Origin of the sequence: Citrobacter sp. wls706, from assembly GCF_005281305.1 — a bacterium.
GTDB classification, from domain to species: Bacteria; Pseudomonadota; Gammaproteobacteria; order Enterobacterales; family Enterobacteriaceae; genus Citrobacter; species Citrobacter werkmanii.
The window spans coordinates 118,445-139,742 of sequence record NZ_SZXG01000040.1 but is presented as its reverse complement, the minus strand read 5'-3'; the positions used below and the strand labels follow the sequence as shown (position 1 = coordinate 139,742).

Sequence of the window (21,298 nt, the reverse complement as noted above, 5' to 3'; positions counted from 1 at the left end):
AGATATGAACTCAAAACGCTATGAGCGCATTTGCGAAATGCTTGCCAGGCGTCAGCCCGATCTGACCGTCTGCATGGAGCAGGTCCATAAACCTCATAACGTTTCTGCGATCATTCGTACCGCAGACGCTGTCGGCGTACATGAAGTCCACGCCGTCTGGCCGGGTAGTCGTATGCGTACCATGGCCTCTTCTGCCGCGGGCAGTAACAGCTGGGTGCAGGTTAAAACCCACCCGACCATTAGCGATGCGGTCACGCAGTTAAAAAGCCAGGGCATGCAGGTTCTGGCGACCCACCTCTCTGATAAAGCCGTCGATTTCCGCGAAATTGATTACACGCGACCGACTTGCATCCTGATGGGCCAGGAAAAAACCGGTATCACTCAGGAAGCACTCGCTCTGGCGGACCAGGACATCATCATTCCGATGATTGGCATGGTGCAATCGCTGAACGTTTCGGTTGCCTCTGCGCTGATTCTGTACGAAGCACAGCGCCAGCGACAAAATGCTGGCATGTACCGACGAGAAAACAGTATGTTGCCGGAAGATGAACAGCAGCGCTTGCTGTTTGAAGGCGGTTATCCGGTGCTGGCGAATGTCGCTAAGCGCAAAGGACTTCCCTACCCTCACGTAAACACGCAGGGCGAAATTGAAGCCGATGCAACGTGGTGGGCCACTATGCAGTCTGCGAAATAAACGCGATGAAAGGCCGTTTACTGGATGCCATCCCGCTCAACTCTCTGACGGGCGTTGGCGCAGCACAAAGCAGTAAACTGGCGAAAATTGGCTTGCACACCGTGCAGGACCTCCTGCTCCACCTCCCTCTGCGCTACGAAGACCGTACTCATCTGTACCCCATTGGTGAACTGCTGCCGGGCGTCTATGCCACCGTTGAAGGCGAAGTGCTGAACTGCAATATCACTTTCGGTGGCCGCCGGATGATGACCTGCCAGATAAGCGATGGCTCCGGCATTCTCACTATGCGCTTCTTCAACTTCAGCGCAGCAATGAAAAACAGCCTCGCCACCGGGCGTCGGGTACTGGCCTATGGCGAGGCTAAACGTGGCAAGTACGGCGCAGAAATGATCCATCCGGAATACCGCGTACAGGGCGATCTCAACACGCCGGAACTGCAGGAAACGCTCACACCGGTGTATCCGACCACGGAAGGCGTTAAGCAGGCAACGCTGCGCAAACTGACCGATCAGGCGCTGGATCTGCTCGATACCTGCGCCATTGCCGAGTTGCTCCCTCCGGAATTACTACAAGGCATGATGAGCCTGCCGGAAGCGTTGCGCACACTGCACCGCCCGCCGCCGACGCTACAGCTTAGCGATCTCGAAACCGGGCAACATCCGGCACAGCGGCGCCTGATTCTGGAAGAACTCCTGGCGCACAATCTCAGCATGCTGGCGCTTCGCGCCGGGGCGCAACGTTTTCACGCCCAACCGCTGAGTCCTGACAATCGGCTGAAAGATCAACTGCTGGCGGCGCTCCCCTTTAAGCCAACCGGCGCACAGGCCCGGGTCACAGCCGAAATTGAACGCGATATGGCGCTGGATGTTCCTATGATGCGCCTGGTGCAGGGCGACGTTGGTTCCGGTAAAACGCTGGTGGCAGCACTTGCCGCCCTGCGCGCAATTGCGCATGGTAAGCAGGTGGCGCTGATGGCCCCCACTGAATTGCTGGCTGAGCAGCACGCAAATAATTTCCGCACCTGGTTCGAACCTTTGGGCGTTGAAGTGGGCTGGCTGGCGGGTAAGCAAAAAGGTAAAGCACGCCAGGCACAGCAGGAAGCCATCGCCAGCGGTCAGGTGCAGATGATTGTCGGCACACACGCAATTTTTCAGGAACAAGTTCAGTTCAACGGGCTGGCGCTGGTGATTATCGACGAACAGCACCGTTTTGGCGTGCATCAGCGTCTGGCGCTGTGGGAGAAAGGCCAGCAGCAGGGTTTCCACCCGCACCAACTCATTATGACCGCCACACCGATCCCGCGTACGCTGGCCATGACCGCCTATGCCGATCTCGACACGTCTGTCATTGACGAACTGCCGCCAGGGCGTACGCCGGTCACCACGGTGGCTATCCCCGACACCCGCCGTAGCGACATCATTGACCGTGTGCGCAACGCCTGTACCCACGAAGGGCGTCAGGCGTACTGGGTTTGTACGTTAATCGAGGAGTCTGATTTGTTAGAAGCTCAGGCGGCAGAAGCCACGTGGGAAGAACTTAAGCTTGCCTTACCAGAGTTGAATATTGGTCTGGTGCATGGGCGCATGAAGCCCGCCGAGAAGCAGTCGGTGATGGCCGCCTTTAAGCAGGGTGAATTACATCTGCTGGTCGCCACCACGGTGATTGAAGTGGGTGTGGACGTGCCAAACGCCAGCCTGATGATCATTGAAAACCCGGAGCGATTAGGCCTGGCGCAGCTGCACCAGTTGCGTGGCCGCGTAGGCCGCGGCGCCGTGGCTTCCCACTGCGTCCTGCTCTACAAATCGCCGCTGTCAAAAACGGCGCAGAAACGCCTGCAGGTTCTGCGGGACAGCAATGACGGGTTCGTGATTGCACAAAAAGATTTAGAGATCCGCGGACCCGGCGAGCTGTTAGGTACGCGCCAGACCGGAACGGCAGAATTCAAAGTAGCGGATTTATTGCGCGATCAGGCTATTATTCCGGAAGTTCAGCGTATAGCCCGCCATATTCACGAACGTTATCCGCAACAGGCTGCCGCGCTGATAGAGCGCTGGATGCCGGAAACCGAACGTTACTCCAACGCATAATCGACTTATCGCGGCGGATGTTACTCCGCCGCACAGCCGTTATTGCGCAAAAATCGGCAGCAGCAGATACAGTTTAATCACTAACGCGTTGACGATATCAATAAAGAACGCCCCCACCATCGGCACCACCAGGAACGCCATATGGGATGGCCCAAAGCGTTCGGTAATTGCCTGCATGTTAGCAATCGCCGTTGGCGTCGCGCCGAGGCCAAAACCGCAGTGGCCGGCAGCCAAAACAGCGGCATCATAGTTTTTACCCATCATGCGCCAGGTAACAAATACCGCGTACAACGCCATAAAAATCGTCTGCACGACCAGTATCGCCAGCATCGGCAACGCCAGAGATGCCAGCTCCCACAGTTTCAGGCTCATCAGCGCCATCGCCAGGAACAGCGACAGGCTCACGTTGCCCAGCACTGAAACCGCCCGTTCAAACACCCGATAAAAGCCCATGAGCGCCAGGCCATTACTGAGGATCACACCAACAAACAGCACGCAGACGAAAGTCGGCAGTTCGAGCACCGTTCCGACCAGCATTTGCGCAACGATTTTACCCACCGTCAGACAGATAGCGATCAGCGCGATAGTTTCAATCAGCACCAGCGAAGTGATTATGCGTCCCACATCCGGCTTTTCAAACGCGGTCGGCACAGCCTGATCGTCCGGCATACCGTCAGGCGTGGTGGAGTGTTTAACCAGATAGCGTGCCACCGGGCCACCAATCAGTCCCCCCAACACCAGACCAAACGTTGCGCAAGCCATTGCGACTTCAGTCGCATTGGCAAAACCGTAGCGCTCAATAAACAACTTACTCCACGCAGCCCCGGTTCCGTGTCCGCCAGAAAGCGTTATCGAACCTGCAATCAGGCCCATCAACGGATCCAGGCCCAGCAGGCTCGCCATACCGATACCGATGGCGTTCTGCATCAACAGCAGTCCCACAACGACAATCAGAAAAATACCCACCACGCGGCCACCGGCGCGCAGGCTGGCGATATTAGCGTTCAGGCCGATGGTAGCGAAGAACGCCAGCATCAGCGGATCGCGCAGGGTCATATCGAAGTTTACTTCCCAGCCCATGCTTTTTTTCAGCACCAGCAACGCAATCGCCACCAGCAATCCACCGGCTACAGGTTCGGGAATGGTGTATTTTTTCAGGAAGGAGACAGACTGGACGAGCTTACGTCCCAGCAGCAAAACAAGGGTTGCCGCAACCAGAGTAGATAACGTATCGAGATAAAACATTTACAGCTCCATTAGTGCGTTTAGCACAATCACGCACGATGCATTCCAGACCGATTTTTAGCTCTTATTGAGTTTTCGGGGTGGATTTTAAGCAGAAAATGATGAAAAGTTATATAAAAAAGTTTGTTTATCCGTTTTAAATATTAAGAATAACTGCTGGCAAACGTTTGCTTTTCCGCCCTGGTCAGATAAAATCACCGCTTTTCCACCATGGGATTGCCTCTGATGTCCGTTAACGCCGTAGAGTCAACAAATGCGCAACCGGTTGCGCAGACTCACAACAGTGAACTGATTTACCGTCTTGAAGATCGCCCCCCGCTAGCCCAGACCCTGTTTGCCGCCTGTCAGCACCTGCTGGCCATGTTCGTTGCGGTGATCACCCCGGCGCTGTTAATTTGCCAGGCGCTCGGTTTACCGGCTCAGGATACTCAACACATTATCAGTATGTCGCTGTTCGCTTCCGGCGTAGCTTCTATCATTCAGATCAAAGCCTGGGGGCCGGTTGGTTCCGGACTGTTATCTATTCAGGGCACCAGCTTTAATTTTGTTGCGCCGCTGATTATGGGTGGCACGGCGCTAAAAACCGGTGGCGCAGATGTCCCAACCATGATGGCGGCCCTGTTCGGTACGCTGATGTTGGCGAGCTGTACTGAAATGGTAATCTCGCGTGTACTGCATCTGGCGCGGCGGATTATTACCCCGCTGGTCTCAGGCGTGGTGGTGATGATTATCGGCCTGTCGCTGATTCAGGTGGGTCTGACGTCGATTGGCGGTGGTTATGCCGCAATGAGTGATAACACCTTTGGCGCACCGAAGAATTTACTGCTGGCCGGCGTCGTGCTGGCGCTGATCATCCTGCTTAACCGCCAACGCAACCCGTACCTGCGTGTTGCGTCCCTGGTGATTGCGATGGCGGCAGGCTACCTGCTGGCCTGGTTTATGGACATGCTGCCGCAAAATACCGCACCGGTAAGCCAGGACCTGATCATGGTGCCAACGCCGTTGTACTACGGCCTCGGCATCGACTGGAGCTTACTGCTGCCGCTGATGCTGGTCTTTATGATTACGTCGCTGGAAACCATCGGTGATATTACGGCGACCTCCGATGTTTCCGAACAGCCCGTTTCTGGTCCGCTGTACATGAAACGCCTGAAAGGTGGCGTGCTGGCGAACGGTCTGAACTCGTTTGTTTCCGCTGTGTTCAATACCTTCCCGAACTCTTGTTTTGGACAGAACAATGGGGTCATTCAGTTAACAGGCGTAGCCAGTCGTTACGTCGGTTTTGTGGTGGCGCTGATGCTGATCGCACTGGGCCTGTTCCCGGCAGTCAGCGGTTTTGTACAGCATATTCCTGAACCGGTACTGGGCGGCGCAACCCTGGTAATGTTCGGTACTATCGCCGCATCTGGTGTGCGTATTGTGTCTCGCGAGCCGCTGAACCGCCGCGCTATTTTGATTATTGCGCTGTCGCTGGCCGTTGGCCTGGGTGTCTCCCAGCAGCCGCTGATTCTGCAATTTGCCCCGGATTGGGTGAAAAATCTGCTCTCTTCTGGCATTGCCGCAGGCGGTATCACCGCTATCGTTCTGAATCTGGTGTTCCCACCAGAGAAGCAATAAGCAAAATGCGGCGTTGGTTCTGAATCAACGCCGCTGTAACGCTCTTTCACCATTCCCGCCTTGAGCATTGCCTCTAAATCGTGCATAACTTGACTATGTGCACTTCGCGGGATGGAAGACCATGAAATTTATTGGAAAGCTGCTTCTTTACGTGCTGATCGCCTGTGCAGTGGCGATTCTCGGCCTTTATTTTCTACTGCAAACCCGTTGGGGCGCAGAGCACGTCAGCGCCTGGGTCTCGGAGAACAGCAGCTATCATCTGGCATTTGATGCTATCGATCACCGGTTTTCTTCCCCTTCCCATATTCTGCTGGAAAACGTCACCTTTGGTCGCGATGGTCAGCCCGCAACGCTGGTCGCTAAAACGGTCGACATCGGGCTGAGCAGTCGCCAAATCACCGACCCGTTGCACGTAGACACTATCCTTTTGCAAAACGGCACGCTGAATCTGTCCCAACAAACCGCACCGCTGCCGTTCCAGGCCGATCGCCTGCAGTTACAGGATATGGCGCTCAACAGCCCCGGCAGCGAGTGGAACCTGAGCGCCCAGCGCGTGAACGGCGGCGTGATTCCCTGGAGCCCTGAGGCAGGTAAAATTCTCGGCAGCAAAGCACAAATTCAGCTCAGCGCCAGCTCATTGACGCTGAACGATGTCCCCACCACCAACGTATTGATTGAAGGCAGCATTGACCATGGTCGGGTGATGCTAAGTAATATTGGCGCAGACGTCGCGCGTGGCGCATTAACCGGCGTGGCGCAGCGCAATACCGACGGTAGCTGGGTGGTAGAGAATCTGCGCCTGAACGATATCCGGCTGCAAAGTGATAAATCGCTGGCCGACTTTTTTGCGCCGCTAACCACTATTCCATCCTTGCAAATTGGTCGTCTGGAAGTGACGGATGCCCGTCTGCAAGGTCCTGACTGGGCGGTCACGGATCTCGATCTGAGCTTGCGCAACATGACGTTTAGCAAAGATGACTGGCAAACACAGGAAGGAAAACTGTCGATGAACGCCAGCGAGTTTATCTACGGTTCACTGCATTTCTTCGATCCGATTCTGAACGCCGAGTTCTCGCCGCAGGGCATTGCGCTGCGCCAGTTCACGACCCGCTGGGAAGGGGGAATGCTCAGAACATCCGGAAACTGGATCCGTAACAACAAAGCGCTGGTTCTCGACGATGCCGCAATTGCCGGCCTGGAATATACGCTACCGGAAAACTGGAAACAGCTATGGATGAAGCCTCTGCCAGCCTGGCTAAACAGCCTGACGCTGAAGAAATTCAGCGCCAGCCGTAATCTGGTGATCGACATCGACCCGGCCTTCCCGTGGCAACTCACCGCACTGGACGGTTACGGCGCTAACCTCGGACTGGTACAGAATAATCAGTGGGGGATCTGGAGCGGTAACGCCACGCTCAACGCTGCTGCTGCCACCTTTAACCGCACCGACGTGCGCCGTCCTTCGCTGGCGCTAACGGCGAATGGCAGTACCATCAATATCAGCGAACTAAGCGCCTATACAGAAAAAGGGCTGCTGGAGGCCACCGCCAGCATTTCGCAACTGCCTCAGCGCCAGGCACAGGTCAGCCTGAACGGGCGCGGCGTGCCAATGACCATCCTGCAACAGTGGGGCTGGCCCGCACTGCCGCTTTCCGGCGACGGTAACATTCAGCTCACCGCCAGCGGCAACATTCAGGCCGATACGTCGCTCAAGCCCACAGTCAACGGCCAGTTACATGCGGTGAATGCAGAGAAACAGCAGGTCACGCAGACCATGCAGGCGGGTGTGGTATCAGGTAGTAACGTTGTCGCCCCACCCGTTGCGCAGTGATTATTGCCCGGTGGCGCTTCGCTTACCGGGCCTATCGCTCATAAACGCATATATTCACTGCATAATAACCATTTCACCGGCTCGTCTTCTTCTATCGTCGGGAAACGACCGCCTGGTTCAAGGAAGTGATTGTCATGCTGGTCGTCATTGACCATCGAGATTTCCCAGCCCAGCACAAAAGCTTTCTCAGCCCAGAAACGATGATACAACCGCGGCGGCAGACACACGCCCTGCCCCGGTTTTAGCACCAACGTATCACCAGATTTAACGGTACGCCGCTGACCATCGACGCTAACATCAACAATGCGCTGGGGATCATACCCGTCATCGGGCGTGGACCATGCCAGCTGCATACACAAATCACCGCCGCCGCGGTTAACGATATCTTCCATCTTATGGCGATGAAAATGCCACGGTGTTTGTTGATCCTGCTGAATTTGCAGCATCTTTTCGGCATACGGTTTGGGGTAACCCGCTGAACCCATCAGACCATTGCGCAACGTCAGTAACGTCAGCCCCGTTTGCGCAAAATCTCCGCGCCCAAAGTCAGTAACGTCCCAACCCAGCTGGAGATCGCGCACTTCACGCCACAAAGTGGCGTCCTGTTGCCGCCAGGCGTCGACCGTAAAATACGCAAAATCTGGCAGACAGACCCGAAAAGTCTCGGCGATGGCATGTGCTTTATCGATGACATAATTAATGTGTGAACGCTTCATTGCACTTTTCCTTGTTGCGAAAGAGGCGGGTCTCCCCGCCTGCATGCCGTTAGTAAAGTGACGCTTTGCCAGTTGAGCCAAACAGTTTCATTTTGTGGCGAATCACGTCCCGCGCAGCGCTGATGGCTTCCGGGTAGATGACGTTCGGGTCCCACCAGGTCTCTTTTGCCAGGATTTCTCGGACTTTCTGGAAGTAGGCGTATTTCATATCGCTGGAAATGTTGATTTTGCCCACGCCGAGCGTGACGGATTCAGCGATTTCCGCATCCGGGTTCGCTGAACCGCCATGCAGCACCAGTGGAATGTCCACCCGCCCGGCGATATCGCGCAGGATGTTCATTTGCAGCTCTGGCTGCATCCCTTTCGGGTAGATCCCGTGCGCGGTACCAATCGCCACTGCCAGCGTATCGGCCCCGGTACGGGCGATAAAATCCTGCGCCTGGGCGGGATCGGTGTAAGTAACCTTCGACACACCGCCTTCCACGGACGTTCCGGTCTGGCCAATCGTTCCCAGCTCGCCTTCAACCGAAACGCCCACCGCATGCGCCAGCTTGACCACTTCACGGGTTAACGCCACGTTTTCTTCATACGGCAGCAGCGAGCCATCAATCATCACCGAGGTAAAACCACACTGAATCGCCCGCAGGACATGCTCTACCGAAGCGCCGTGATCCAGATGCAAAGTAAAGGGGACCGGGCTACGCAGGGTGATATCTCGCACATAGCTAAAGAACGCATCGCCGAGGAAATCATGTTCGCTGGGGTGAATGGAGATAATCGCCGGGGTGTTGGTCGCTTCCGCTTCTTCTACCACTGCACGTACAAAGCAGCTATCCGCCACGTTGAATGCGCCGACGGCAAAACCGTGCTGACGGGTCGGTTGCAGTAATTCTTTCATCGAAACTAACATGTTAATTCTCCAGTTTCAGGGTGTAGAAAGCCCTGCCAGTGCGTCATCGCAGAGGCATAAAAGGCGTTACAGAAAATGAATCAGGCTTTGCCGATAGCGCCGCTGGCCTGTAGATACGGAATAATGGCTTCCTCGCAGGCCTGCTCCATCAGAGCCAGGGCATCAACAAGTTCGCAGGATGTGTCGCGACATAGGGTATGCAATAGCGCGGCCTTTCCGGCTTCGAAAACCGCCGCGCCAACGTTAATCTTGGCAACGCCGAACGTCGGGCAGCGCTGTAGCTGGTCAAACGGCGTCCCGCTACCGCCATGCAGCGCCAGCGGCACCGTTGATAAACGGGCGATTTCCTCCAGCCGTTGGAAATCAATGGCTGGCGTTACGCCCGGCGCGTACATACCGTGCGCCGTACCGACCGACACCGCCAGTAAATCAATCCCGGTCTGTTGGATAAATGGCTCCACGTCAGCGGCCTGAGTCATCAAATCAGCGTTAGCGGCATGGTCATAACGCGGGGCGTCAGCCAGGTGGCCCAACTCGCCTTCCACGCACAGAGAAACGCTGGCTGCGAGCTCGACCACCGCCCTGGTCTGGCGAATGTTTTCTTCCAGGGCAAAGGCGGAGGCGTCGATCATTAACCCACTGAATCCGGCGCGAAAAGCCTGGCGGATGCGTACAGGATCCTTTCCATGATCTAACGCCAGCGCGATCGGTACCGAAGCTTCCTCTGCCAGCGTTTTAACCACCGCCGCCGCTATCGGTGCCGGAAAATGGTCCAGGTGCCCCTGATACAGATTCAGAATGATGGGCGCACGGTGTTTCTCTGCTACCCGCACCGCCGCACGGGCGCTTTCCAGGTTCATACAGTTGATAGCCAACAGCGCATACTGCCCGCGCCAGGCTTTCGTCACCATGCTTTTCATATCGGCAAACATACGGCCTCCGGTTATTCCAGGGTGAAGGTGATCTCTTCGTCTTTCAGCTTTTGATCGCTGAGCTCATCAAACTCTTCGTCACGCTCGGTTACCGGTTTCTTCCACAGCGAGAGCATAACGCCGCAAATCACTGTCCCGATCCCCAGCGCCAGGCAAAACAGCAGTGGATGCGTAAAGAGTGGAACCACAAACATGCCGCCGTGCGGTACCGGGCTTTCGACACCCCATACCATAATCAGGCCACCCGCTATCGCCGAGGCCACCACACAGGAGCCCACTACGCGCAGCAGATCACGCGCCGCAATCGGAATAACGCCTTCGGTTATCATGCAGATCCCCATCGGGAATGCCGCTTTCAGCGCCTCACGTTCCGCACGGGTATACTTGTGGCGCGTGAGCAGGAAGGAGAGCGTAATACCGAACGGAGGGATTATCGAACCGACAAACTTCACCGCTTCGGGGCCATACACGCCGCTGACCAACATGCCGTCAGCGAACAGCGACATGGTTTTATTCACCGGCCCCCCGAAGTCGAACGTCGCCATTGCGCCGAGAATGGCGCCCATCAGGAAGCGTGACCCGCCTTGCATGGACTCCAGCAGATGAATTAGCGCGTCCTGCAGCCAGGCTATCGGCTTGCCAATCAGCGTCATCATCAGCAACCCGCCGATGACGGTGCTCAATACGGGCAGCACCATGATGGGCATCAGACCCTGCATCGACTGCGGTAAACGGATATAGCGTTTAAGCAGCAGGACGGTATAGCCAACCAGAAAGCCGCCCAGCATCCCACCAATAAAACCGGTATGAATTTCGCCGCAGACAAAGCCGACAATCAGACCCGGCGCGAATCCGGGGCGATCGGCAATGGAGTACGCAATCGCCGCGCTTATCAGCGGCACGATTAACCCCATCCCCCAGCCGCCAATCTGGTTGAGCATCCAGGGTATAGTTCCTGTTTTTTCGCCTACGTTAGTGCCACCAAGTATTTGCCCGAGAGCAATACAGATCCCGGCGGCTACAATTAACGGGATCATCCACGAAATCCCCGTTAATAAATGTTTTTTTATTTCCTGAGATAGCGGAATTTTATTTTCACTCATGTGAAATCCCTCCAGAATGAGGATCGCTACTGGTTAGTATTAACTAATGATTTTTCGACCTTTTCAAGAAACTGAATGGGCGATTTTATGACGATTTCGGTTTTTACTCGCACAATACGTTTATTTGAGAATCGTTCCTCCCCTTTTATTTTGACATCGACGGCAAGAATCACGACATCCGCGGCAGAAATATCATCTGCCAGCAGTTCGTTTTCCGTTCCGATGGTGCCCTGGGTTTCAACTTTTATATTATGCCCAAGCGCTTTAGCGCCTTTAATTAATTTTTCGCGGGCAATATAGGTGTGCGCAATACCCGCCGTACAGGCGGCAACACAAACAATATTCATAACATGCTCCACATTTTATTTAGCAGACATTGGATTCAGCATATTGACTAAACAGCTCAATAATTTTTTGTGGACTACTTTCAACTAAGAGTTGTTCAATAATGTCATCATCCGCTAGCGCGCCGGCAACCTGCGAGAGCAGACGAATATGGGTCGTGTTTTGATCTTCAAGACGTACGGCAAACAGAATGATGCAGCGCACATTGCTGCCGTCCAGGGTTTCCCAGGGAATATCCTGGCGGGTACGACCAATTGCCAGGGTGGTATTAACTACCGCCGAGGATTTCCCGTGGGGGATCGCAATATGATTTTCGAATCCGGTCGAGCCTTCGGACTCGCGCTGCCAGACATCCTGGATAAATGTTTCCCGACAGCTAATTGCCCCATCCTTTTGCAGAATATCAGTAAGTTCCTCAATAGCCTCCGTTTTGTTCGTAGCCTTCATATCCAAAATAACGCGATTTGTATTGAGAATTTTCGTGATGTCCATCAATCATACCTCATGGAGTTCAGACATTAATTTTCAACGACCAGCGACGTCGCCCGATGTAATTTTTCCGTAATAACCGTTTCCGTTACCCGCTTAATATCCGCATCATTGAAAAAGGCGGTGACATACACGACCGGCATAGCAATGGCGGGCAAATTAATGGTCGATACCACCAGCTCAATATCGTCCGTCAGTACGGAGGGCAAACTGCCAGCTGACACCACGCCGACAATCGTCCAGTCCGGAAAGGCGCGCAGAATGCGGCTTTTAAGTAAATGCGAGGTGCCAATCCCGGTTGAGCAGACTAACAACACCCGCTTACGCGCTATCTGGCGCTCCATTGCGGCCTGAAAATGGACGGTTAAGTATCCCACTTCATCTTCCGAAACGGCCCGCTCTCCCCAACCGCTAAATACCCTATTCACTGCACATTGGGTCAGACGCCAGACGTCCTGCAACTCGCCTTTAATATCCTCCAGCAGCGGATTACGAATGCGGATCTGGTAGTTCAGGCGGTTAATCAGCGGCTTAATATGGATTAGCAATCCGTCATACAGCGCAGTATCCTGGCTGAGATCGCTGTCGACCATCTCGGCGAAGATGGCAATCAGTCGATGGGTAATCAAGCGCGCTTCGTCGCTGGAGTGCATATGACCAATTACGCTCACATCATTATGTTCTTCAATCACCACGCCGGACGAGATAATGTATTGATAGATAAACCAGACTTCGTCTTCCGGCAGTGGGTGAGCGATGCGTTTTTCGATATGCTGAATCATACGACTGGCAATAGAAAAAATATTCTCGTCGCATGAGGTGATGTTTTCATCTTTTCTCGGCAGCGCATTTCCGCGCGTGATGCGGTACATCATGATCAAAATATGGGTGAAGATATTGACGTAATAAGGCTCCCCCAATGACCAACACAGGTCGTTCTCCATTTCCTGCAGCAGCGTCTGGACAAATAAAACGTCTTCCTCGCCGAAGTAATGCACTAACGCTTTATAGCTGCCGGGATCAAGACGCGAATACACCATGCTGCCGGGTTCATTATGGTTAATCACACCGTTAATCAGCGATGCCATCGCCTGGCGCACGCTGCTCTCACTACCTTCAATGTGCGTGCCGCTTTGACTGCGGATCAGCGATAACCCCAATGGCGCTATCCAGGATTCAATCACTTTCAGATCGTTAACAATCGATGCGCTACTGATGAAATAACGTTCAGATAATTTACTGATCGACGTTTCATGCGGCGTTTCGCTTAATAATTGCGATGCTATTTTGACGCGCCGCGAATTATTCATCATGCCGTCAGTATCATCACCCTCGCTCCCTAATAACTGATCCAGATACAACAGATCAGTAATATTATCGGCGCTTAATATTACGCCTGCGCCAGTACGCTTATCGATGGCTATTTTCCATTCCGCTAACCATGGTTCCAGTAACCGCAGATCGCGCTGGACTGTTTTCTCTGAAACAGCCAAATATTCGGCAATTTTCAGTAGCGTGACATATTCCTTCCGGGACAGGAGGAATTTTAATAATCTGTTTTGTCGCGAGGTAATCATTTGCATTATTTACCCTTATCACACACCAGATTAAATATCTAAAGAAGCGTTTATGCTCCACGTGTAATCCGTGATGATAAATATAAGAGGACTGCGATGCGCCAACAATACTAAATCGTGTCCTGTATTCCGGACAGAAATAAGACAAAACGGGGAAATAGTGAGATATTTACGGCGCAGATCACATTTTTTACGGGAATTAGAGTGATAGCGCTCGCAAATATGGGTAGGTAATTTTTTAAGTCAGAATATTTTTGATTTTCAGATCTGGAACGCTGCTCGCATCGTGGGCCGGATAAAATGCATCCGGCACCACGTCGGCTACATTTACAGGGTAATCGTCAGCCCGTCACCTTCAGGGGTCACCACTACGCCCCACTCGTTGCTGGCATGTGAACCGCCCTTCACGCTGCTAACTTGCGGGATATTACGCAGGCACAACGTCCAGTTATGCGCTTCACCGCGACCTTGTACGGTAATGCTGTTACCCGTGCGTATCGCTTTCAGCGTGAAGATAACCGAGCCGTCCATCGATGGTACTTCACAGACCGCTTCCCTACCTTCTTGCAGATGGAACAACTGGAATGCGGTCTCTTCATGCCACGCGTAGTCCGGCTTCTGGTTATTACTGCCCAGCGCCAGTAAGGTATTGTCGCGCACGTACACCGGCAGGCTCAGGAAATCGTGCTGCTGTTTATGCCAACGGCTGCCCCGAATTTCGTCGTTGTGCCACAGATGCGTCCAACGCCCTTCCGGCAGGTAGAACTGCACATCACCGACTTCGGAAAACACTGGCGCCACCATTACCGAGTCACCCAGCATATACTGGCGGTCGAGATAATCGCATGCAGGATCGTCCGGGAACTCCAGCATCATTGCGCGCATCATCGGCGTTCCGAGCTCATTGGCGCGCGCTGCTTCGCGATACAGGTACGGCATCATGCGGCACTTCATTTCGGTGAAGTAGCGCACCACGTCGCAGGACTCTTCGTCGTACGCCCATGGCACACGGTAGGATTTGCTGCCATGCAGACGGCTGTGGCTGGAGAGCAGCCCGAATGCACACCAGCGCTTATAGACGTCCGCAGGGGCGGTGTTTTCGAAGCCGCCGATGTCATGACTCCAGAAGCCAAAGCCGGAGAGACCAATGGACAGGCCGCCGCGCAGGCTTTCGGCCATCGATTCATAGTTGGCGTAGCAGTCGCCACCCCAGTGCACCGGGAACTGTTGTGCGCCCACGGAGGCTGAACGGGCGAACAGCACCGCCTCTTCTTCACCGACGGTCTCTTTCAGCACGTTCCACACCAGCTCATTGTAAATATAGGCGTAGTGGTTGTGCATTTTCTGCGGGTCAGCCTCGTTGAACCAGCGCACGTCGGTCGGAATACGCTCGCCGAAATCAGTTTTGAAGCAGTCCACGCCCATCTCTACCAGGCCTTTCAGCTTATCGGCATACCATTCGCAAGCTTCCGGGTTGGTGAAGTCATAAATCGCCAGCCCCGGCTGCCATTTATCCCACTGCCAGACGGAACCGTCCGGGCGCTTGAGCAGATAACCTTTCTCTTTCAGCTCCTTGAAAACAGGTGATTTCTGGCCGATGTACGGGTTGATCCATACGCAGACCTTCAGGCCTTTTTCTTTCAGGCGGCGGATCATGCCTTCCGGGTCCGGGAAGGTCTGCGGGTCCCACTCAAAGTCGCACCACTGGAAAGCCTTCATCCAGAAGCAGTCGAAGTGGAAAACGTGCAGCGGCAGGTTGCGCTCCGCCATGCCGTCGATAAAGCTGTTTACCGTCGCTTCGTCGTAGTTGGTAGTGAACGAGGTGGTGAGCCACAGGCCAAATGACCAGGCTGGCGGCAGCGCCGGACGACCGGTAAAGCGGGTATAGCGATCCAGCACCGCTTTCGGCGTCGGGCCGTCGATGACGAAATATTCCAGATACTCGCTTTCGACGCTGAACTGCACTTTCGACACTTTCTCAGAACCGATTTCAAACGACACGCACTGCGGATGGTTCACCAGCACGCCGTAGCCACGGTTGGTGATATAGAACGGGATATTCTTGTAAGACTGCTCGGTACTGGTGCCGCCATCGCGGTTCCAGGTCTCTACCGTCTGCCCATTACGTACCAGCGCGGTAAAGCGCTCGCCCAGCCCGTACACCGTTTCACCGACGCCCAGATCCAGGCGCTCGAACATGTAATTGCGTCCGCTGTTGACGTCCTGTACATAGCCGTTGTTTTTCAACTGGCTGCCGGTAATACGTTCACCGTTGCGCAGGAAATCCAGCGACCAGAGCTCGCCTTTGGTGACGCGAACGCTCAAATTACCGCTCTTCAGCTCAGCGAACTCAGAGGTGTTCTGCATCTCAACCTTTACGTCCTGCTGCACGTTCAGCGGGTAATGCGGACCGGTATCCAGCGCACCCTGGAAGTGCTCCATCCGGACACCTACCACGCCTTCCTGCGGCGAGAAAAGGCGCAGCGTGAACAACGGGGTATCGAGTTGCCAGGTCCGTTCACGCACGTCACGCGGCGCAACGTAGACCAGCATCTCATTACCTTGCTGTTCAACCTCGAACACCTGGATTGGATTAATCACATTCAGACCAGGATGAATCAGCCAGTTTCCGTCGCTAATTTTCATAATCGGTTCCTTAGTTCTGTAATTCTTTCGTCGTAAAATCCTGCTGATTACGGTGTGCCCCCTGTGCCAGTTGACGCATAATTTCAGTCAGATACGGGGTTTTCAGGGTGTAGAAGCGTTTGGCGATCACAGCACTCAGCAGGTAACAAATAGCCGGAATAAGGGTGAACAATGCAATGATGATGGTGATGGTGGCGCTGTTTTGCGTTTTCGCCGCGGCATCGTAGCCACCGCCTGCCAGCATCCAGCCGATCAGCGCCCCGCCAAGCGCCAGACCCAGTTTGAGCACGAACAACGTTCCCGCAAAGCTGATCCCCGTCAGACGTTTGCCGTTACACCACTCCCCGTAATCGACGGTGTCGGACATCATGACCCACTGGATTGGCGTCACGAGCTGATGCAGGACGCCAATCACGAAGATAAAGACAAACATGGTGATGTTGGCGTGCATCGGTACGAAGAACATCGCCACGCTGATGACGGCCAGCAGGGCGTTCGTCCACCAGAAGACGCTAACTTTGCATTTCCAGTCGGTCAGTGGTTTTGCCAGCGCAGAGCCAATCAGGTTGCCGACACAATAGGTGGTGAGGAAGGCGACAAATACTTCCGGTGTGCCCAAAATCCAGGTAACGTAATACATCATCGCGCCGCCGCGAATGCAGACCGCCATAATGTTGAGGATGGTGAGTAAGCCGACAATACGCCACTGGTCGTTCTGCCAGATGTCGCGCAGGTCTTCACGCATTGAATTGTTGGTTGGCGGCGCTTCAACACGTTCTTTGGTGGTGAAGAAGCAGAATGCGAGCATCAGGAACGCCACAACCGAGAGCACTGCGATTCCTCCCTGGAAGCCCAGGGCCTTGTTTTCACCGCCAATCAGCTTTACCAGCGGCATCATCAGGACGGTGGAGAGCATGCCGCCCGCCGTCGCCAGCACAAAGCGCCACGATTGCAGGGAGATACGTTGCGTCGGGTCATTGGTGATCACGCCGCCCAGCGCGCAATAAGGGATATTCACCACGGTATAAAGCAGGGTTAACAGCGTATAGGTGATGACGGCATAAATCATTTTGCCGTGCAGGCTGAAGTCGGGCGTGCTGTAGGCGAGAACACAAACCAGACCAAACGGCAGCGCGCCAAACAGCACCCACGGACGAAACTTCCCCCAACGTGAACGGGTACGGTCAGCAAGCAGCCCCATGCAGGGGTCTGAGATGGCATCCAGCGCGCGGGCCAGTAAGAACATCGTGCCGACAAATCCGGCCGGGATACCAAAGATATCGGTATAAAAGAACATCATATATAACATGACGTTATCGAAGATGATGTGGCTGGCGGCATCGCCCATGCCGTAACCAATCTTCTCCTTAACAGACAGAATCTCACTTTTCATTACGCATCCTTGTTGGCACTTTCACACGCACTGGTACCGGTTACAGTTCTTGTAAACCATCCCTGTGAGCGCGGGTATTCCGATATCTCGTTATCAAATTACGATTCTTGTTTTCTGTGATCGGAGTAGCGTCTAAAAATATGTCTAATTGTAAGTGATGGATTTTGTAGAGATTTATTTGAAAGGGGTCATGGTAAGGAGAAACGGAAGTTAAAAAAGTGAGTGAGGGGGTGTGGAAACCCGAGGAAGTAGCTATAATGCGCCCCGCCTCCATGTAGCAATCGAGGCGCGGAAGATCGTCATCTCCGGTGAGGTGGCTGGACTTCAAATCCAGTTGGGGACGCCAGCGTTCCCGGGCAGGTTCGACTCCTGTGATCTTCCGCCAAAGTTCCTCAAGTAAGTTCTTCTTAAATCACATCTCTTTTTAGCTTTCTTTATCCTGTGTTGATCTCTGGCATACTACGTTGACTGCTGCGCGATTAGTCAGATTGAAACGGAGGCGACATTTCGAATAAACACCTTCCACAATCCCCGACAGGCGAATTTATTATGTTTGCCAGTGATGAATGGTTGTATCGTCCTGATGGTCTACGGCGAACAGGAACAACGGCTGCAGGATGAGCTGCAAGAAGCAAATCAGAAGTTAAAAAGAATTGAGAGCACGCTGGCGACTCTCCATTGAATTGCGAGTTAACATGTAAGTGGCGCTTACATGTTAACCTGATGCCGGATGGCGCTGACGCTTATCCCGGACTACGATTCCAAAAAAATAAAGCCGCCGATCGGTGAATCAGCGGCTTTTTCATTACTCACTTACATTAGAAATTATATTTTACGCCGAGCATACCGCGGGTATCACTGTAGCCTTTGTCGCCAACCTGTTGGGCCACATTGCTCCACACGTTGAGGCGCGGAGTGATTTGACCTTCAACCCCCACTTTCAGCTCGCCGATATTCTTCGTGCCGCGCATGTCGTTTCTCACATCGTCCATCTTCACGCTGGCAGACTGCGTGTTATGGATCCAGTTGGCTTCGACAAACGGCTGGAACTCGCGAGATTTGCCGTCGTCGATGGCGTTGTGGCCGTTGATAAAGGCTTTCACGCCCAGACGAGTCATCAGGTTGCCATCGGTGTCATCCTTCACGCGGGTCCCGTTCGCTTCGCGATGGCTGTCGGCCTGCACGTCCATCCACACCACTTGCGCTTTCGGTTGCAGCCAGTAGCTATTGCGCTCGCTTTCGCCAAGTTTGAAGCTGTAACCAGCTTCAACAGAAGCGGTTATCCCGCTGGATTTGTATTTCTCTGTCGCCTGCTCCTGGCCCATCACTTTGTTATCAAACCAGTTGTACAGCGCCCAGGTATCCACGTAGGTACCGGTCTTGTCGGCGTCATTGGCATACCAGGTGCCGTACAGTCCCACACTGTAACCGGTGACCTGACCACGAGAGTGGTAACCGGTCAGGCTGGACTGCGTGCGGTTCTGGCTGTTGGCATAACCTGCCATCGCGCCAATATGCCAGCGGTCGAGGCCGTCGCTACTCCACTGCGCCAGATCGCCGCCTAACTGTAAGACGTAGCTGTTACTTTGGGTTTTCAACTGCCCACTACCGTCTTTGAAGCGGGTATGCGCGCCAACGTTACGCATCCACAGGCTGGTAACTTTTTTCTCACCGGTCAGCATGTCAACGTACTGGGTTTCCCCCAGGCGATCATGCAGTCGGGTCATGAACAGCGTGTTAGCGGCATAATTGTTCGCCAGATAGCTGCCGGCTTCCGGACGATACTGTTGCTCTGTGACCGGCGGAACATGAGGCTCTTCCGGTCCAGGAATAACCGGGTCCACAGGATCGGTCGGGTCAGGGTTAACTGGATCAGGGATAATCGGATCCACCGGATCCGGGTCAACGGGGTCGGGGTCGATGGGATCAACCGGGTCCGGGTCTACGGGATCAGGGTCAACAGGGTCCACCGGATCGGGCGGAGCAGAAATAAAGCTGGTCAGATACCAGTTGTTGCCCTTCTGCACAACGTTATAGTCGTACGCCCCGGCAACAATACGGCTCGCTTTTTCAAATGTGCCGTCAGAATTGCCAGCAACCTCAATTATCTCAATACCTTCAACAGTCTGCGCCCCGGTACCGCCAATGTTGTTCACCGCCACAAAGGCATTACCCGTCGTGTTACCAAGCACTGTCAATTTATTGGTTTCGGAGGCATCGTCATTCAGGACGGTATTGAAAACCAGTTTGCCGCCATTCCCGGTAAAATCTTCATTAATCGTAAGCGTCTGCCACGGTTCGCCGTCAACATGGCCAAAGTTAACCACTGCCCCGCTGTTCAACGTCAGGTCGGTCAGCGTTGAGCTGTTGGTCATATTCCAGGTCGCATCGCTCATTTGCAGAGAGATTACCCCCGTCCCGGCGGTCGCGCTGGTGATATAAGACGCCCCGTTCCATAACGAATTATCGGTCATGTTGAGCTTAATCGTACTGTTTTGCTGGGGCAAACTACTGGTCGCGGCTATCGCTCCGGCAGCATGAAGATCGCCGTCGATAAGAAAGCGTCCACCGGTGGATCCGTCTACGGTACCGCCCGTTTCGGTGCTGATGGCATAGCTTTCAGTACTGTGGTCGCCCACCATAGTAATGGCGGCACCACCGGCCAGATTTATCGCCCCGCGTGAGATCGCAAACAGTCCGCGTGGTGCTTTGCTGTATGAAGCCGCTTTTCCAGAACTGTTCACGCTAATCGTCGCGTTATCGCCCAGGTTCACGGTCGCGTTGGTGGAATAGACCGCATGCGCACTCGCGCCGTTAACCGTAATAGTGGCGTTATTGCCCAGTTCCGTTTTGGAAGATGAGGCGGCATAAATGCCCGTGGAAGAGGTACCCGATGTCTCAATGGTGGCGTCATTGCCAAGCAGGATCGAGGAACCGCTCTGCCCGGAGCGAATGCCTTCAGAGCCGTCGCCGGTCGTCACAATGTGCGCACGATCGCCAACAACAATCGTATTTTTGGCAAGCGTCGCATCTCGCATGGCATTGGCGGTGATACCACGCCCCTGGTTACCCGTCGTTTTGATGTACAGATCGTCACCGACGTAGATTTTAGCCGAGCCTATCCAGCCCTGGCCTATCGCGTTATAACCGGCGTTAATACCATCACCATCCTGACCATCCACATAAATACTGGTGCGATCTCCGGTGATGATAAAGACCGGGTTATCCGGCGTATTGGCCCCGTGCGTGCGAATACCGTCAACATCTTTTCCATTATTGGCGGCATTTTTCGACTGGGTGCGGATCGTCAGATCGTCACCGAAAATAACGCCCGGGCTACCCGTCGCGCTGTTCTGAATAACAGTAACAGAGTGCTCAAAAGCTTCTGCACCGGGTCCATTCAACGTTAATCCATTACCATAAACGGGAATGGTGCCAGCACTCCACTGATAAACATAATTTGGCATGGCGCTGGTTTTAGCGAAATTGGCATTGGCCTGCGCTGGGATTATTGCCTGCAATTCCGGGGGCAGACTGCTAACCAGACCGCTGGAAGGAAGACTATCAACATCAACCCAGGCTGCATGGGCTGAAAATACCATAGACGTTAATGCGGCTGAAACCGCGATGGCAATACGAGAGTAAGATTTGGGATTTGGCATATTAGCCTCCTGCTATCAGGCGTAGAGCGTCCACCACATCTCAAGGATGTG

General features: G+C 54.0%; 15 protein-coding genes, 1 tRNA gene and 1 pseudogene. 6 read left to right on the top strand and 11 right to left on the bottom strand.

Features of this window, described 5'->3' with window-relative positions; genetic code table 11:
- Nucleotides 1-4: 4 nt before the first annotated feature.
- Nucleotides 5-694 carry a tRNA (guanosine(18)-2'-O)-methyltransferase TrmH gene (gene trmH, locus FDW92_RS20755; RefSeq protein ID WP_042311553.1) on the top strand — a complete coding sequence of 230 codons (690 nt, stop codon included), beginning with the start codon at nt 5-7 and terminating at the stop codon, nt 692-694.
- 5 nt (nt 695-699) lie between these two features.
- On the top strand, nt 700-2,781 hold the full coding sequence (gene recG / locus FDW92_RS20750; protein WP_042311552.1) for an ATP-dependent DNA helicase RecG: 2,082 nt from the start codon (nt 700-702) through the stop codon (nt 2,779-2,781).
- A gap of 39 nt (nt 2,782-2,820) precedes the next feature.
- Here recG and gltS read toward each other — a convergent pair whose 3' ends face one another.
- Nucleotides 2,821-4,026, bottom strand: a complete 1,206-nt coding sequence (gene gltS, locus FDW92_RS20745) for a sodium/glutamate symporter (protein WP_042311549.1) — start codon at nt 4,024-4,026, stop codon at nt 2,821-2,823.
- Nucleotides 4,027-4,251: 225 nt separating this feature from the next.
- On the opposite strand from gltS, the gene xanP reads away from it, so the two are divergent.
- The gene (gene xanP / locus FDW92_RS20740; protein WP_038635433.1) at nt 4,252-5,643 is read left to right on the top strand and encodes a xanthine/proton symporter XanP; all 1,392 of its coding nucleotides are present in this window, start codon (nt 4,252-4,254) and stop codon (nt 5,641-5,643) included.
- A gap of 121 nt (nt 5,644-5,764) precedes the next feature.
- Nucleotides 5,765-7,474: an AsmA family protein gene (locus tag FDW92_RS20735; protein WP_042311548.1), complete on the top strand. Its 1,710-nt coding sequence runs from the start codon at nt 5,765-5,767 to the stop codon at nt 7,472-7,474.
- Nucleotides 7,475-7,512: 38 nt separating this feature from the next.
- Here FDW92_RS20735 and FDW92_RS20730 read toward each other — a convergent pair whose 3' ends face one another.
- The 9 genes from FDW92_RS20730 to FDW92_RS20690 all read right to left on the bottom strand — a co-directional run bounded on the left by FDW92_RS20730 (nt 7,513) and on the right by FDW92_RS20690 (nt 17,585).
- Complete coding sequence (locus tag FDW92_RS20730) at nt 7,513-8,190, bottom strand: D-lyxose/D-mannose family sugar isomerase (protein ID WP_042311546.1); 678 nt, start codon at nt 8,188-8,190, stop codon at nt 7,513-7,515.
- Nucleotides 8,191-8,239: 49 nt separating this feature from the next.
- Complete coding sequence (locus tag FDW92_RS20725) at nt 8,240-9,100, bottom strand: ketose-bisphosphate aldolase (RefSeq protein ID WP_042311545.1); 861 nt, start codon at nt 9,098-9,100, stop codon at nt 8,240-8,242.
- 80 nt (nt 9,101-9,180) lie between these two features.
- A complete protein-coding gene (locus FDW92_RS20720) occupies nt 9,181-10,032 on the bottom strand; it encodes a class II fructose-bisphosphate aldolase (protein WP_042311544.1) in 852 nt (283 codons plus the stop codon).
- Between the two features lie 11 nt (nt 10,033-10,043).
- Nucleotides 10,044-11,135, bottom strand: a complete 1,092-nt coding sequence (locus tag FDW92_RS20715) for a PTS fructose transporter subunit IIC (RefSeq protein WP_042311543.1) — start codon at nt 11,133-11,135, stop codon at nt 10,044-10,046.
- 26 nt (nt 11,136-11,161) lie between these two features.
- Nucleotides 11,162-11,482: a PTS fructose transporter subunit IIB gene (locus FDW92_RS20710; RefSeq protein ID WP_042311542.1), complete on the bottom strand. Its 321-nt coding sequence runs from the start codon at nt 11,480-11,482 to the stop codon at nt 11,162-11,164.
- A gap of 19 nt (nt 11,483-11,501) precedes the next feature.
- Nucleotides 11,502-11,972 (bottom strand): fructose PTS transporter subunit IIA, encoded by a 471-nt coding sequence (locus FDW92_RS20705; RefSeq protein WP_003024008.1) that lies wholly within the window; start codon nt 11,970-11,972, stop codon nt 11,502-11,504.
- Between the two features lie 26 nt (nt 11,973-11,998).
- Complete coding sequence (locus FDW92_RS20700) at nt 11,999-13,552, bottom strand: PRD domain-containing protein (protein WP_042311540.1); 1,554 nt, start codon at nt 13,550-13,552, stop codon at nt 11,999-12,001.
- A gap of 321 nt (nt 13,553-13,873) precedes the next feature.
- The gene (gene yicI, locus FDW92_RS20695; protein ID WP_042311538.1) at nt 13,874-16,192 is read right to left on the bottom strand and encodes an alpha-xylosidase; all 2,319 of its coding nucleotides are present in this window, start codon (nt 16,190-16,192) and stop codon (nt 13,874-13,876) included.
- 10 nt (nt 16,193-16,202) lie between these two features.
- Complete coding sequence (locus tag FDW92_RS20690) at nt 16,203-17,585, bottom strand: glycoside-pentoside-hexuronide family transporter (RefSeq protein ID WP_038635456.1); 1,383 nt, start codon at nt 17,583-17,585, stop codon at nt 16,203-16,205.
- Nucleotides 17,586-17,875: 290 nt separating this feature from the next.
- Between FDW92_RS20690 and FDW92_RS20685 the strand changes: the two genes are divergently transcribed.
- Nucleotides 17,876-17,970, top strand: a tRNA-Sec gene (locus FDW92_RS20685).
- A 168-nt stretch (nt 17,971-18,138) separates the two neighbouring features.
- Nucleotides 18,139-18,267: pseudogene (locus tag FDW92_RS23320) on the top strand (hypothetical protein); the annotation flags it as partial.
- 136 nt (nt 18,268-18,403) lie between these two features.
- On the opposite strand, the gene misL reads toward FDW92_RS23320, so the two are convergent.
- Nucleotides 18,404-21,247, bottom strand: coding sequence for an intestinal colonization autotransporter adhesin MisL (gene misL, locus FDW92_RS20680; RefSeq protein ID WP_042311536.1), 2,844 nt, complete (start codon nt 21,245-21,247; stop codon nt 18,404-18,406).
- Between the last annotated feature and the right edge of the window lie 51 nt (nt 21,248-21,298).